This window comes from Comamonas sp. A23, from assembly GCF_004522605.1.
In the GTDB taxonomy this organism is placed as follows: Bacteria; Pseudomonadota; Gammaproteobacteria; order Burkholderiales; family Burkholderiaceae_C; genus Comamonas; species Comamonas thiooxydans.
In genome coordinates, this window is sequence record NZ_RSDT01000001.1 from 751443 (window position 1) to 766410 (window position 14968).

Genomic DNA, 14968 nt, shown 5'->3' on the forward strand with positions numbered 1-14968 from the left:
TATGGCCTGGAATCCTTTGGGCACGCCGCTGCCCGTCCTGGTGCGCTACGGCTACACCATCATTTACAACACCGAGCGCGTGACCAGTGTGTTCAACCTCGGATTCGGCGACCTGACAGCCACCGACGAGCGCATTGGAGCCAACGCAGTCAGCCAGTTCAATTCCATCGAGCTGCACAGCAGCCAGGTGCCGCCTGGCCAGGCAGATCGCACAGTCCTGCGTGGCTATACCAGCGCCGGCTGGCCCTCCGATGTTTACCCTGGCAATGTGCAGACTGTCGATGGCGGTGCTCTGGAGCAGAACTCCAATGTCGAAAACGGCGGCTGGATTGAGCGCCAGGGCTCTCAGGCAGGAAGGTTTGTCCAGATTGACATTTCCGGGCGGCTGCTGCGCCAGGCGGGCGGCGGCTTCGAGAACCTGACCTGTCAGGTTGCGGCCGAGTACCAGTTGCCTGGATCTAGCGTCTGGCAGCCTATGCCTTTCTCTCCGATGACGCTCAGCAACGGCAGCACCAGGCCCCTGCGTCAAACGTTTTCGGCCATGCTGCCTCAGGCGGCGGCCAAGTTCCGCGTGCGACGCACCACACCAGATTTCACCGATGCCAGCAACGTGGCTGAGATCGAATGGACGCGCCTCAAGATATTCCGCGACAACGACGCGCTTTACCCGGCCCAATTACGCCGGGGGATGATGATTAAGGCGACCGGCCAGCTCAACGGCCGAATCGACCGTTATTCCACGCTGGTTCGCCATAAATGCTGGGTCTGGAATTCATCGGCTCCCTGGGATGGCTCCATGCCGGCAGTCGGCGCGGGTGCTTGGCAGTGGACGTACAGCACGAATCCAGCCTGGCTGTTCCTGTATTTCTCGCGCGGTGGCTTCCTCAACCCCACGGCCGCGCCGGCTCACCTGGGCCAAGCCGGATGGCTGGATGAACCATCAGCCAGCAATGGCGAGCGGCTCTTCGGTGCAGGCCTGCCCAATGCCCGGATAGACTACGGCACGTTGGTGGCCTGGGGACAGTACTGCGCGGCAGCCCAACTGACCTGCCGCATGCTGCTCAGCGGCGCACGCAGCGCTGGCACCGTACTCGATGACATCGCCGCAGCAGGCCGGGCCCGGAAAACCTGGGCGCCTGGCAAGCTGTCGGTCTGGTGGGAGCGAGATGGCCAGCCCTGGGTTGCGGCCTTCGGCGCGAGCAACATCATCGCGGGCACGTTCAAAATCGCCTATATCACCGACGACACGGTCGACGAGTTTGGGCTCTCATACAGTCAGTCAGACAACGACTTTGAGGCAGACACGGTCTATGCCAAGGTGCCAGGCGTCACGCTGCCCGTCAATCAGCAGGTCAGCCAGGCCACATACAGCATGCCCAAGGCCCAGGCCCAGCGCCTGGTCAACCTGCTGGCCGCCTCAAAGTACTACCACCGCCGCACGATCACCTGGGAGAGTTCCATCATGGGGCTGACCGTGGCCACGGGTGACATCATCCAGCTCGCCCACGACCTGACCCGCTGGGCCTTCAGCGGTCGACTTATTGGCCTGGGCCTGACTGGCGCCCGAGTGGCTTGGGTGGACCTGTCCGCCGAGGTGGAGCTGCAAGACGGCAACGACTTCTATCTGATGGTCACGCCGCCAGGCGGTGACCCTTTCAGTGTGCGCTGTGCAAAGCCTGTCGGCCGCACACGCCGGCTGACCCTGGTGGGCAACTGGCCCGCCTCGGCGGCGCCAGGCTGGCTGGATGCAGCCACCCCCAATGCGCAGGCCAGCGCTGATTTAGAAGATACCGTCCCAGAGGATTGGACGTTCCTCGGCGGCCCGCAGCAGACGCCCGGCAAGCGCGTGCGCATCATCAGCATGGAGCCAAGCAGCTCCAGGCGCGTGCGCATGACGGTCCGAGACGAATATGAGCAGTACTACCCGCTGGAGTGGGGCATGGGTGTGGTACCCGAGATGGCCAGCGGCGAACGACGTGTGGCCAGGGCCTTCAACCTGTCGGCCGCACCACTGCCGGATGGCGGAACCCGCCTGGCCTGGGAGCTGGAAGCTGCCCATGGCGCCGATGTCCGCGTCTCAGTGAACGATGGGCCCAGCCAGCAGGTTCCCGTCGCTGGCCACATCACCGTCCTCGGCCGCGAGCTGCTGCTGCCTCCTTATCCGACGGGAACGCGGCTGGCAGTGTCACTCCTGCCTGTAACTGCAGGTGCACCTATTTCCATTGAGGGTGACACTTTGGAAGTGCAGCTGTGATCTCTGCTCCAAACATGTCTTGAGTCTGGATTTCGTACAGCGCAATTCCTTTTAGCTCTGCAAAAGTACACTGCAGAGCGCTTATCTCATCGCTGCGGCGTCAAATATCGCGCCGCGCTTCAGCTTTCGCCCCTTCAAGTCTTTCCTGCATCCAACAAGCCAGAACAGCTGGCCGACACCACGCCCTGCAGGGCGTGGTTTTTTATATGAATCGCTTTTACGCCCTTAGTATTTCAGTGCTGACCGCTCTTGTCACAGTAGCGGCCTGCAAGCCTTCGCAAGACCGTCCGGCACAGGCGGCCTACACCAAGGAGCCCACGATCTACTTTCGCAATGGCCTTGAGATTACCCTCGGCGATGCCTCGGTGCCGGTTCACGGGGTGGAGGAATGCCCTTATGGTCTGGCCGCGCCGGCCGGTGCCGTGGTCGAGCTCAATGATGCCAAGTGCATCAGGCTGTCGGACGATACCGAGCAGATCGTCGTGATGCTGGACCTGCCGGGCGGCATCGTCCAGGAGGAATGGACCGTGCGCCGCGATGCACCGAGCAAGCCTCATGAGCCGGCTTTCAAGAACGTCTCCCTGCTGCGTCCCGACGGCACGCGCATCACTATCACCGACAAGTCCGACACTCTGCTGGACAAGTGCTACGAGTACCAGGCGGCCCATGTCTGCATCTGAGGCAGATGGCTTGGAGTGAACTTTAGGGTTGATTCATGTCAACACGCTGAGGCATGATGAAGGCAGACTGCATGCTATTCCAAGAGCGGCATTTGCCCTGGGTCCCTGGTCCGGGTTCCGTGTCGCCTGCAACCTAGAAGGAGAAACATATGTCCATGTTCAATCACATCCTGGTTCCGGTCGACGGCTCCAAGCCCTCCATGCTGGCCGCACGCAAGGCCGCTGAACTCTCCAAGGTTTTCGGCAGCGCCGTGACGGCGGTGTATGTGGTCGATCCCTATCCTTTCACCGGCGTGGGCGCCGACTTTGCCTATGGCCAGTCCCAGTATCTGAGCGCGGCCACCGCCGAAGCCAACACCGCCCTGGATGCGGTCAAGGCCATCATGGATGAGGCGGGTGTGCCCGTGAAGACCCTGGTGGGTGAGGGTCATGCAGTGCATGAAGGCATCGTTCGCACCATGGAGAGCGTGGGCGCAGACCTTGTCGTCATGGGCTCGCAGGGGCGACGCGGCCTTGAGAAGCTGATGCTGGGCAGCGTCACGCAACGTGTGCTGGGCGCAGTCAAAATCCCGGTTCTTGTGGTGCGCGAGTGAGCGTAAGGCGGCTGCCCACGAAGCAACGGCTCCTCAGGGAGCCGTTTTTCTGATGAGCCAGAGTGCTCAGCGATTGAGCAGCCGGGCCAGCCAGCCTTTTTTCTTGCGCTGCAATTCCAGCTCCTGAAGCACCTCGGCCTTGAGCTGTTCCTTCTGTGCAGCTTGTCCGCTCTCTTTGGACATCATGCGCAGATAGACCTTGGCCGAGTCCACATAGCCATGGTCTTCGTTGCGGATGTGGTTGAACAGCCAGCGCGAAAGCATGCCGTGTAGTTCGGCGGCCACATCCTCACCCGCATCGAAGCGGGTCTGCATCTCGATCACGCGGCGCGTGAACAGCTCGTGCACTTTTTTGTGCGGGCCGGCGAACATATAGCCGGCGCTCTCGATCAGGCTTTCCTCGAAGACGAAGTGCGAGACGGTGTAGTCGATCATCTCGCCGATGACATCGCCCAGCCCTTCGCGATCTGGCGAGCTGCGCAACTCATAAAGCCGGTTGATGTAATCGACGATGCGGCGGTGCTGCCGGTCGATCTCCGCAATCCCGGTGTCCAGTTCGGGGACCCAGACCAGCAATGCCATGATGTTCTCCAGAAATTCAGGGGTTTCCGCAGAAGTATTCACGAGCCTGTCATATGCCGCATTGATGCAGATCAGGCCTATCCGCGCCAGGCAGGGCGGCGCGAATCCTGCGCGCCGCGTCGGGATGTCACTCGATCTTGGCGCCCGAGGATTCGACGACCTGCTTGGACTGCTTGAAGTCGGCCTGGAACATCTTGTCGAAGTTGGTCACGCTCATGGACTGAGGCTCGGCGCCCTGGGTCAGAATGGCCTCGCGCACCTCGGGCATGGCCAGCAGCTTGTTCACTTCGACATTGACCTTGGTCACGATGGCTGCGGGTGTGCCCTTGGGCATGAACAGGCCGTACCAGGTGCTCACATCAAAGCCCTTGAGACCGGACTCGGCCAGTGTCGGGGTGTCTGGCAGCGAGGACGAGCGCTTTGCCGAGGTCACGGCGATGGCGCGCAGCTTGCCGGCCTTGATCTGGGCTATGGCCGAGGGTACGGAGGACACCAGCAGATCCACATTGCCGGCCAGTGCATCCATCATCGCGGGGTTGGAGCCTTTGTAGGGCACGTGGGTCAGATGAATGTCCGAGGCCTTTTCCAGCATCACGCCGGCCAGATGGATGCTGGTGCCGTTGCCGGGCGAGCCGTAGGTGATCTTGGACGGGTTCTTCTTGGCTGCAGCCACCACGTCGGCCAGCGTCTTGTACGGCGAGTTGGCGGCGGTGGCGATCACGATGGGGGTGTATGCCACATGAGCCACGGGGGTCAGATCCTTGCTGGGGTTCCAGGGCAGGTTCTTGTAGAGGTAGGGGCCAAGGACCACGTTGTCCTTCTGGCCCATCACCATGTCATAGCCCGTGGGCGCCGCCTTGACCGCTTCGGTGATGCCGATGGTGCCGCCTGCACCAGCACGGTTGTCGGGCACCACGGTCCATTTGCTGACTTCGGTGAGCTTGCTGGCAATCACGCGCGAGAGGATGTCGGTGCCGCCGCCAGGTGGGAACGGCACGATCATGCGCACGGGCTTGTTGGGGTAGTCGGCTGCGGGGTCTTGTGCAGCGGCTGAAAAGCTCAGGCCCGAGCTTGCGATCACGGCTGTGCTGATGAGAATTTGGCGAATCATGAAAAAGAAGCTCCAGAGACGAACGGGGGAGCGCTGGCCCGCAAACAAGGGCGGCGCAGTCGCGGCTGGTGCCTGAGCCTTGAGCTCGGCAGCCAGAGTCACGGAAGGTGGGCTTTTCGATGATCGGGGACGGTGGTTCCGCCATCAATGGGTATTTGTCTTTACCGGGGAGCGCGAGCCATGCCGTACGGACATGATCGCCATCCGCACGCGCTGCACGACAGGGTTGCTGCCGTTGCTAGCACGGAGGCAGCGTACCGATCGGGTGTCGCTGTCTATGTGGCCCACGGGTGCGGATTGTGGTTCTGCGCACAGCCACGGAGGCTGCTGCAGACCAGTGGAAACATTCTGCCACGCATGAAAGACTTGCCAGGGCTTGGTTCGAGAATAGGCTGCGCCTGTTTCCAGATTTTTTGCTTGGTCCGGCAGTTCACGGCAACAAGAGCTGCAGGCGCCTTTAGTCATTGGTTTGGATAAGGCGGCTGCAGCCATGTTTTGGAGTCCAGCCGTTCTGAGTGCTATCTCAAGCCTGGCGTACGTCGGCAACCACCTGGTCGCCGAAGTCCGGTCGTGCCAGCCAGGCCAGCACGCGGGCTGCGGCGTCGTCGGCCGAGGTCAGCTGCCCGTTGCTGTGCAGACCAGCAAAACGCCCCACGTCAGGGAAGTCGGTTGAAGCTGCGCTGCGCAGTTGTACCTGCATATCGGTGTCGATGACGCCTGGCGCCAGAGACACAATGCGTGCGCCGTTGGGCTTGGCAGCCTCTTCCAGCGCCACGCAACTGCTGAACTGGTCCATGCCGGCCTTGGCCGTGCAATAGCTGGCTTGCGAGGCCATTGCGCGGCGGCCCAGGCCCGAGGAGATATTGAGCACCTTGCGGGGAATCCTCCAGCTCTCGGTTGCACCGAGAAAGGCTCCGGTCAGGGCCATGGGGGCCTCAAGACCCACGCGCAGGGCATTGATCATGTCGGCTGAAGGCACCTGAGACAGCGGCGCAATCTGCGGGATGACGCCCGCATTGTTGATCAGGGTGATGCTGGCCCATTCACGCGGATCTATCGTGCCTAGCCAGGTCGCCAGGCGCTGCGCAGCAGCAGCGCTTTGTGCCAGGTCCTGCTCCCATTGCAATAGCTGTGCAGGCTTGCTGGCGCTGGAGGCTAGGGTGGCGCTGGTCTTGCGGGCAATGCTCAGCAACTGATGGCCTTGCTGCAGCAGTTGCTGTCCCATGGACAGGCCCATGCCGCGAGAGCCACCGGTCAGAATCGTTAAGTGCTTTGTCATGCGAAGCATCTTACGGTTGATTGAAGACCGAAAAGAGCAAGCCCCGCAAGACTTGCGTCCGGCGGGGCCTGGCGATGACCTCAGATGAGGTCAGCGAGCTGTCAATGACCCAGATAGGCCTTGCGCACCTCGTCATTGCTCAGCAGGTTGACACCGCTGTCCTCCAGCACCACCTTGCCGGTTTCCAGCACATAGCCTCGGTCGGCAATCTGCAGGGCGCGGTTGGCATTCTGCTCGACCAGGAACACCGTCACACCCGCTGTGCGGATGGTCTGAATGATCTCGAAGATCTGCGCAATGATGAGCGGCGCCAGGCCCAGTGTGGGTTCGTCCAGCAGCAGCAGGCGCGGCTTGCTCATCAGTGCGCGGCCTATGGCCAGCATCTGCTGCTCGCCACCCGACATGGTGCCCGAGCGTTGCGCTGCGCGTTCCTTCAAACGAGGAAAGAGCTTGAACACATGCTCGACGCCGTCGGCGATCTCGGCCTTGCTCAGGAAAAAGCCGCCCATCTGCAGGTTCTCGGTCACCGTCAGGTCCTTGAAGACACGACGGCCTTCGGGCGAGATGGCAATGCCGCGGCGCATGATGTGATGGGTGGACATCTGGGTGATGTCCTCGCCCTCGAACAGAATGCGTCCGCCGCTGGCACGGGGGTTGCCGCAGACCGTCATCAGAAGCGATGTCTTGCCAGCACCATTGCTGCCGATGAGGGTGACGATCTCGCCCTGATCGACATGCAGGCTGACATGATTGACCGCGCAGATCGCGCCGTAATGGGTGGAGACCTGCTCCAGTTGCAACATATGCTGGCTCATCAGGCCTCTCCCAGATAGGCCTTGATGACCCGTTCATCATTGCGAATCGCCTCGGGCAGGCCCATGGCGATGGGCTTGCCGTATTCCATGACCAGAATGCGCTCGGACACTCCCATGACCAGACCCATATCGTGCTCGATCAGCAGCACGGCCACGCCGTACTGTTTGCGCAGATCGTCGATCAGATGCTGCAGGTCTTTCTTCTCCTGCGGGTTCAGGCCGGCGGCGGGTTCGTCCAGCATCAGCACGCGAGGCTTGGTGATCATGCAGCGCGCAATCTCCAGCCGGCGCTGGTGACCGTAGGCCAGATTGCCGGCCTCGCGGTTGGCGAACTGGCGCAGGCCCATCACGTCCAGCCATTGGAGCGCGTTGTCGATCTTTTCCTGTTCGGCACGGCGATAGCCTGGCGTGTTGAACAGGCCGCCGAGCAGCGTGGCGCGCGACTGGCGGTGCTGTGCGACCAGCAGGTTTTCCAGCGCCGTCATGCTCTTGAACAGGCGCACGTTCTGGAATGTGCGCACCACACCGTGGTTGGCGACCTGGTGGCTGCTGTGGCCTGCAATGCTCTGGCCGTCCAGAACGACCGAGCCGCCCGAGGGCTGGTAGAAACCGCTGATGCAGTTGAATACCGTGGTCTTGCCCGCGCCGTTGGGGCCGATGATGGCAAACACTTCCTGAGGGCGTACGTTAAAGCCCACGTTGTCCACGGCCAGCAGGCCGCCGAAGCGCATGCACAGGTCTTTGACTTCCAGCAAATACTCGCTCATGCGTTTGCCCTGCCTGTGGTTGTAGTTATTGAAATAATAGCGTTCAGGTGCAGCTTCATGACTTCACCTCCACTTGGTGTCGCTTCATGGGCAGCAGGCCCTGAGGGCGCCAGACCATCATCAAAATCATGACCAGACCGAAGATCAGCATGCGGTATTCGGAGAATTCGCGTGCCAGCTCGGGCAGCACGGTCAGGATGATGGCGGCCACGATCACGCCCAGCTGAGAGCCCATGCCGCCCAGCACCACAATGGCCAGAATCAGGGCCGACTCGATGAAGGTGAAGGACTCGGGATTGACGATGCCCTGGCGAGCGGCGAAGAAGGCGCCGCCAAAACCCGCGAACATGGCGCCCAGCGTGAAGGCCGAGAGCTTGATCTTCATGGGGTTGAGGCCCAGCGAACGGCAGGCGATTTCATCCTCGCGCAGCGCTTCCCAGGCGCGGCCTATGGGCATGCGGATCAGGCGGTTGCTGATGAACAGCGTCACCATGGCCAGCAGCAAGGCCATCAGGTAGACGAAGATCACCATGTGCATGGAGTTGAACTCCATGCCGAAGAACTGATGAAATGTCGTACCGTCCTCGGTCAGGGGCGAGCGGGTCATGGGCAGGCCCAGCACCGTAGGCTTGGGAATGCTGGAGATGCCGTCGGGACCGCCCGTGAAGCTGGTCAGATTGGTCAGCAGCAGGCGGATGATCTCACCGAAACCCAGCGTCACGATGGCCAGATAGTCACCGCGCAGGCGCAGCACGGGAAAGCCCAGCACGAAGCCGAACAGAGCCGAGGCTGCGCCGGCCAGCGGCAGCGCTTCCCAGAACGTCCAGCCAGCCCAGTGGAACAGCAGCGCATAGGTGTAGGCACCCACGGCATAGAAGCCCACAAAGCCCAGGTCCAGCAGGCCGGCAAAGCCGACCACAACGTTCAGACCCAGGCCCAGCATGACGTAAATCATGGCCAGAGTCGCGATGTCGACGGCATTGCGGCCCGCGAAGAATGGCCAGGAGGCGGCCATCATCAGCACCACGAAGATGACGACGTTGCGCGTGCCCGACTTCATCTGCGGGACAGCCGGCAGATTGACCTTGGGCAGCTTGCCAGCGAGCAGGGGCTTGAGCATCTGCACGACGAAGATGGCAAGGCAGGCCCAGCCGGTCATGCTCCAGTCGGGGGTGATGATGGTGCGCACGCCGGCGCGCTCCAGGTGCAGGCTGAAGATGGGGGTGACGACGATGGCCGTCATCACGGTGGCGATCAGCGCATCGCGCAAAGCGGCGGAAAAGCTGTACTTCATCAGACTTTCTCCACTTCAGGTTTGCCCAGCAGGCCCGAGGGGCGGAACATCAATATGGTCACCAGCAGGCCGAAAGCCACGATGTCCTTGTATTCCGACGAGATGTAGGCGGCGGCAAAGGTCTCGGCTACGCCCAGAATCACACCGCCCAGCATGGCGCCGGGGATGGAGCCTATGCCGCCCAGCACGGCGGCCGTGAAGGCCTTGATGCCGGCGAGGAAGCCGATGAAGGGATTGAGCTTGCCCACGGCCAGCGCAATCAGCACGCCGCCCACGGCGGCCAGCACGGCGCCCAGCACAAAGGTGAAGGAGATGACCTTGTTGGTATCTATGCCCAGCAGATTGGCCATATGCATATCCTGAGCGCAGGCGCGCGAGGCACGGCCCATGCGCGAATGCTTGATGTACATGGTCAGTGCAATCATCAGCACCACGGTTACCGCGATGATGAGCACGCGGGTATAGGGGATGAAGACCTCGAAATTGCCCATGTGGAAATTGATGGCGCCCGGCAACAGCGAAGGCACGGCCATATCGCGCGCGCCCTGGCCCAGAGCCACCCAGTTCTGGAGGAATATGGACATGCCGATGGCCGAGATCAGCGCAACCAGACGCGGGCTCTGGCGCACGGGCTTGTAGGCCACCTGTTCGACAACCAGGCCGTAGACGCCGGTTACGAATACCGCCACCACCAGCATCAGGCCGATGATGGCCCATATGGGCAGACCGCTTTGCGTGCCAATCGCCGAAAGCGTCACGAGGCCTATATAGGCCCCGATCATGTAGATGTCACCGTGTGCGAAATTGATCATGCCGATGATGCCGTAGACCATGGTGTAGCCAATGGCGATCAGGGCGTAAATGGCTCCGAGTGAGAGCCCGTTGAATAGCTGTTGTATCAGCTGGGGGAGAAAGTCTGACATGTAACGCCACCCTTGAAACAGGAAAAGGCCCGAGGGCCAGATAACAAACATCCGGAGGCATGGCCCCTGCCATTGCCTCCGGAGAGAGTGGTGGAATTACTTGGCGAGCGATTTGCTGCCGTCCTTGTGCCACTGGAAGACCTGGAAATCGAAGGAGTTCAGGTCACCCTGCTTGTTCCAGGACACAGGGCCTAGCACGGTGTCCACGCCCGTGGTCTTGTGCATCCAGTCGGCCACCTTGGCGGGGCTGTCGCCAGCGGCCTTGATGGCGGCCAGCAGAGACTGGGTGGCGGCAAACGAGGTCAGCTGGAAGGCGCCCGAAGCATTGCGCTTCTTGTCCTGGAAGGCCTTGACCACGGCGGCGTTCTTGGGATTGGCGGCAAAGTCGGCGGGCAGGGTTACCAGCATGCCTTCGACGGCAGGGCCGGCAATGGCGTTGACTTCGGGGTTGCCCACGCCTTCAGGACCCATCATCTTGACCTTCAGACCTTGCTCGGCAGCCTGACGCAGCAGCAGACCCATTTCGGGGTGGTAGCCGCCGTAATAGACAAAGTCCACGCCTGCACCCTTGAGCTTGGTGATGACGGCGGAGTAGTCGCTGTCGCCTGCGTTGATGCCCTCAAACAGTGCCACGTCGATCTTGGCCTTCTTCAGGTCGTCACGCACGGAAGAGGCAATGCCCTGGCCGTAGGACTGCTTGTCGTGCAGCACGGCAACCTTTTTGGGCTTGAGCTTCTCGGCAATGAACTTGGCGGCTGCCGGGCCCTGCTGGTCGTCACGGCCAATGGTGCGGAAGATGAAGTGGTAGTTCTTGCCGTCGGTCAGAGCGGGCGAGGTGGCAGAAGGAGTGACGACCACCACGCCTTCGTTGTTGTAGATGGGCGCTGCGGCAATCGAGGCACCCGAGCAGACGGGGCCGACTACGTAGCCGATCTTGCTGTTGACCACGCGGTTGGCAGCGACGGGGCCTTGCTTGGGTTCGCAGGCATCGTCCACGGGTACCAACTCGATCTTCTTGCCATTGACACCGCCAGCGGCATTGGCCATTTCAACGGCGGTGGTGGCACCTTCCTTGACCATGTCGCCGTATTGGGTCAGCGCACCGGTGGTGGGGATGACCAGGGCGATCTTGATTTGGGCATGCGCGGTGGAGACCAGGGCGGCACCAGCCAGGCCCAGGGCGGCAACAACGGTTTGCATGCGGAACGGAATGCTCATGAGGACTTCCTTAATCTCGAGAGATGTTCGAAAAGCGCGATTGCTGCCATAGCAGTTCGCGCAAAGAAGCTCAGATTAATCGAGTGGTCAACGAAGGCAACAGGGTATGCAGGGGCTGGTGCAGGCTTTCGGTTTTTGCTATGTCGTGCATAGCAGCTAGTACGCAAGGGCTATGGCGCAGCCTGCATTTGTGATGTATATGCGCAGTCCATGCCTGAACTGTGCGGCAAGTGTCTGCATCAGCGGTCTTTTTGCGCAGATTTCTGTCCTGCCTCAGAGCTGTACCGAAGGGTTTTCTGTTGCGGCGTGGCAACTTTGAGAGCTTGACGGTTGCTGCCGATTTGAGGGGGATTAAAAAAGTGGATCGCTTTTTAGCTGCAGCAGTCCGCCGGTGACCGGATGCACCAGCTCCAGTGCTGCCGCATGCAGCAACAGGCGTGGGCTGGCGCAGGCCACGGCTTCGCTGGCATATAGCGCATCGCCCAGCATGGGGTGGCCTATGGCCGCCATATGCAGGCGCAATTGATGGGTGCGGCCCGTCAGCGGGCTCAGCAAAACCCGGGTGCGGGGTATTCCTGGTTGGTCGGTGTGCTCGATCACCTGCCACAGCGTCTGGCTGCTTTTGCCGGTTTCGTGGTTGATGACACGCAGCGGCCGACGCTCCCAGTCGGCCGCAATCGGCAGGTCTATCAGTTGCCAGCCCCTGTCATCCGCTGCTTCGCTGTGCGCCTGCAACTCGCCGGCCACTACGGCGATATAGCGCTTGTCGACCTTGCGTTCGGCAAAGGCCTGGCTGAGCTGGCGTTGGACGGCCGGATTGCGAGCCATGACAACCAGGCCCGATGTGGCCTGATCGAGCCGGTGCACGACCAGTGCATCGCCGAAATGCCGGAGGGCACGCAGGCTCAGGCAGTCTTGCTTGTCGGGGCCGCGACCGGGCACGCACAGCAGGCCCGAGGGCTTGTCGAGTACCAGCAGGTGCTCGTCTTCATACACACAGTTCAACGCACTCATTCAAACAGCTATCGATTGTTTCAGGGGTTGAGCAGTTCATGCACCGTGGCGCAGAACTCCTGCACATCGTTGGGCTTGTGGATCAAGGCTCTGGCTCCGGCTGCGATCGCAGCTTGCTCGATTTCGGCCGTCACATAGCCGGAGGCCAGTGCAACCGGCAGTTGAGGGTTGATCTGCAGAGCCTGTCTGAGCAAGTCCAGTCCGCTGAAACCGGGCATGTTGTAGTCGGTGACTATGAGGTCAAAACGCTGCGGCTCCTGATGCAGGGCGGCCATGGCCTCATGGGGATCGGTAAAGCCCGAGACTTCATAGCCGCGACGGCGCAGCAGGCGCTGAAACAGAAAGACCAGGGCCTGATCGTCGTCCACATACATGACATGGCTGGCGCGCGTGGCCAGGACAGGTTCGGGCAGCGGGGCTTCGGGCTTGTCCATGCGCATGGGCGGCAGCGCAGAGTGGCTGGAAGTCGGGTCGCTGAGAGGAAAGTACAGCGTGAAGCAACTGCCCTGGCCCAGTTCGCTGTGCACATCGACAGCGCCGCCATGGGTGCGCATCACGCCATGTACGACCGAGAGGCCCAGGCCTGTGCCCTGGCCGACCGGTTTGGTGGTGAAAAAAGGCTCGAAGATGCGTCGCTGAGTCGCGACGTCCATGCCTGGACCAGAGTCCTGCACCATAAAGACCAGGTATTCGGCCACGGCCAGACCCAGGCGTTCGCATTGGTAGCTGTCGGGAGCAATGCGCATGGCCCGCATCTGGATGATGCCGCGCTGACTGCCAATGGCCTGCATGGCGTTGTTGCAGAGATTGAACAGCGCCTGTTCCACCTGAGTGGGGTCGGCCAGCAGCGGCGGCAGATCGTTGGACTCCTGCACCTGCAGCTCTATGGAGGGAGGCAGGGTCACGCGCAGCAGGCGAGCCGTGTCGGACATGACTTCCTGCACCTGAACCGGACGGCGTTCGGGCAGGTCATTGCGGCTGAAGGTCAGAATCTGGCGCACCAGATCGCGGGCGCGGCGACCGGCTTTTTCGATCTCGCGCAGGCTTTCCATGGCAGCCGGGTTGCCGCAGCTATCGGCCTTGGCCAGCTCCACATTACCCAGGATTGCGCCCACGATGTTGTTGAAGTCGTGGGCAATCCCGCCGGCCATGGTGCCTACGGCCTGCATCTTGTGGGATTCGCGCAGCTGGGTTTCCAGCGCATTGCGCTGGGCTTCGGCGCGATTGCGGCTGGTCAGGTCGCGCGCAAAGATGGTGGTGGTGTCGCCGCTGCTGTGGTGTTCGAAGGAGACGCTGATTTCCATGGGAATCTCGCGCCCCGACAGGGTCAGCCCCGTCATCTCGCCCAGCACGGCCTGTGTGGTCAGCGAGGAAAAAGCCAGTGCCCGAGCGGCATCGGGTAAAAAGCGCTCCAGCGGGCTGCCCAGGGCATCCTGAGGCGAGCACAGAAACAGGGCTGCCGCTGTGGGGTTGAAGACAGTGATGCGCTGATGCTGATCGACGCAGATGATGGCGTCCAGCGCAGAGTTGATGACCGATTCCAGCCGTCTCTCGCTGGCATAAAGCTGCTGGTTGCGCTCTTGCAGCGCCTTGCGCTCGGCAAGCAGCGGGCCCTGGTTGACAACGGCACACAAATACTGCCAGGTGGCCGGACCGTTTTGCTGGGGCACGACCACGCCGGCCACATGCAGGTCGCCGCAGAGCTCGAATTCTTCGGTGATCTGGAACAGAACCTCGTGCACCTCGGCGCGTCCCATCGCCTTGGCCTGCTCGAAGGCCGTAGTCACGCGCTCTGCGTCGTTGACATGCACAAAGGGCTTGAAGTTGATCAGCAGCCGGTCTTTTTCGGTGGGCTGAAATGCGCGGTGAGCCATGGCATTGGCCTGGACCACCATATCGTATTCATCAACCACCAGCAGCGGCAGCGGAATGCTTGCAAACAGCGTTTCAAACCGCTCCGATGCGCTCTCGGCCACGGCCTGGCTGTAATTGAGTACCTCGTTTTGCAGCTCCAGCTCGTGCTGGTAGTTGCGCAACTCCGCCACCAGGGCCTGCAGCGGGTCTTCATCCTCCGGCACCAATGGCTGGGTGTTGGCGCTCAGGCCCAGCGGCGCAGCACCGGGGGCCAGCAGGGCATGCAGAGGCAGGCCGCCATCAATGACAGGCAGCAAGGGAGGGGGAGTGGGTTCAGAGGAGCTCATGAGACAGGCAGAAGACCTCGGCAGTGTAAGCCGGTCCCTGCACCTGCCCTTGAAAAAGGCGGGCAGTCAACCGGTATTCAGGCAACTCGATGCTCGGTTTGACGGCAGCAACGCCGATTGCATTGATGTCGTGAATGCATTCACTGCGGGCGAACAGCAACGGGCGGGCTGGTGTTCGACATTGATTGAGCATAAAAAAGCCAGTGCGGCGGAGCGCACTGGCTTGGGGGAGACCCT

14 protein-coding genes are annotated in these 14968 nt (G+C 61.6%); 3 read left to right on the forward strand and 11 right to left on the reverse strand.

Translation table 11 applies throughout. The features are described from left to right. The first annotated feature begins 1 nt into the window (after window position 1). From EIC84_RS03515 to EIC84_RS03525, 3 genes are all read left to right on the forward strand, one after another. Complete coding sequence (locus EIC84_RS03515) at window positions 2-2254, forward strand: phage tail protein (protein ID WP_004340635.1); 2253 nt, start codon at window positions 2-4, stop codon at window positions 2252-2254. Between the two features lie 206 nt (window positions 2255-2460). Then, entirely contained in the window at window positions 2461-2934 is a 474-nt protein-coding gene (locus tag EIC84_RS03520) for a hypothetical protein (RefSeq protein ID WP_004340638.1), read from the forward strand. Between the two features lie 155 nt (window positions 2935-3089). Continuing rightward, the gene (locus EIC84_RS03525; protein ID WP_003079494.1) at window positions 3090-3527 is read left to right on the forward strand and encodes a universal stress protein; all 438 of its coding nucleotides are present in this window, start codon (window positions 3090-3092) and stop codon (window positions 3525-3527) included. A 66-nt stretch (window positions 3528-3593) separates the two neighbouring features. On the opposite strand, the gene EIC84_RS03530 is transcribed toward EIC84_RS03525, so the two are convergent. The 11 genes from EIC84_RS03530 to EIC84_RS25930 form a co-directional block, all read right to left on the reverse strand. Then, window positions 3594-4151 (reverse strand): bacteriohemerythrin, encoded by a 558-nt coding sequence (locus EIC84_RS03530; protein WP_003079493.1) that lies wholly within the window; start codon window positions 4149-4151, stop codon window positions 3594-3596. Window positions 4152-4236: 85 nt separating this feature from the next. Then, the gene (locus EIC84_RS03535) at window positions 4237-5220 is read right to left on the reverse strand and encodes a tripartite tricarboxylate transporter substrate binding protein (RefSeq protein ID WP_034362557.1); all 984 of its coding nucleotides are present in this window, start codon (window positions 5218-5220) and stop codon (window positions 4237-4239) included. A gap of 523 nt (window positions 5221-5743) precedes the next feature. After that, window positions 5744-6508 (reverse strand): SDR family NAD(P)-dependent oxidoreductase, encoded by a 765-nt coding sequence (locus EIC84_RS03540; protein WP_080554185.1) that lies wholly within the window; start codon window positions 6506-6508, stop codon window positions 5744-5746. 92 nt (window positions 6509-6600) lie between these two features. Beyond that, window positions 6601-7314, reverse strand: a complete 714-nt coding sequence (locus EIC84_RS03545) for an ABC transporter ATP-binding protein (RefSeq protein WP_004340648.1) — start codon at window positions 7312-7314, stop codon at window positions 6601-6603. Then, window positions 7314-8081 (reverse strand): high-affinity branched-chain amino acid ABC transporter ATP-binding protein LivG, encoded by a 768-nt coding sequence (gene livG / locus EIC84_RS03550; protein ID WP_003079486.1) that lies wholly within the window; start codon window positions 8079-8081, stop codon window positions 7314-7316. The genes EIC84_RS03545 and livG overlap by 1 nt, the downstream gene beginning before the upstream one ends. A gap of 55 nt (window positions 8082-8136) precedes the next feature. Further along, entirely contained in the window at window positions 8137-9375 is a 1239-nt protein-coding gene (locus tag EIC84_RS03555) for a high-affinity branched-chain amino acid ABC transporter permease LivM (protein ID WP_004340655.1), read from the reverse strand. Further along, window positions 9375-10298 (reverse strand): high-affinity branched-chain amino acid ABC transporter permease LivH, encoded by a 924-nt coding sequence (livH, locus tag EIC84_RS03560; RefSeq protein ID WP_004340658.1) that lies wholly within the window; start codon window positions 10296-10298, stop codon window positions 9375-9377. Before livH ends, EIC84_RS03555 begins: the two co-directional genes overlap by 1 nt. A 96-nt stretch (window positions 10299-10394) precedes the next feature. Next, complete coding sequence (locus tag EIC84_RS03565) at window positions 10395-11516, reverse strand: branched-chain amino acid ABC transporter substrate-binding protein (RefSeq protein WP_004340660.1); 1122 nt, start codon at window positions 11514-11516, stop codon at window positions 10395-10397. Window positions 11517-11867: 351 nt separating this feature from the next. After that, entirely contained in the window at window positions 11868-12530 is a 663-nt protein-coding gene (locus tag EIC84_RS03570; RefSeq protein ID WP_034362509.1) for an RluA family pseudouridine synthase, read from the reverse strand. 20 nt (window positions 12531-12550) lie between these two features. Beyond that, window positions 12551-14731, reverse strand: coding sequence for a PAS domain-containing sensor histidine kinase (locus EIC84_RS03575; RefSeq protein WP_034362511.1), 2181 nt, complete (start codon window positions 14729-14731; stop codon window positions 12551-12553). Next, the gene (locus tag EIC84_RS25930; RefSeq protein WP_131361350.1) at window positions 14718-14924 is read right to left on the reverse strand and encodes a hypothetical protein; all 207 of its coding nucleotides are present in this window, start codon (window positions 14922-14924) and stop codon (window positions 14718-14720) included. Before EIC84_RS25930 ends, EIC84_RS03575 begins: the two co-directional genes overlap by 14 nt. Between the last annotated feature and the right edge of the window lie 44 nt (window positions 14925-14968).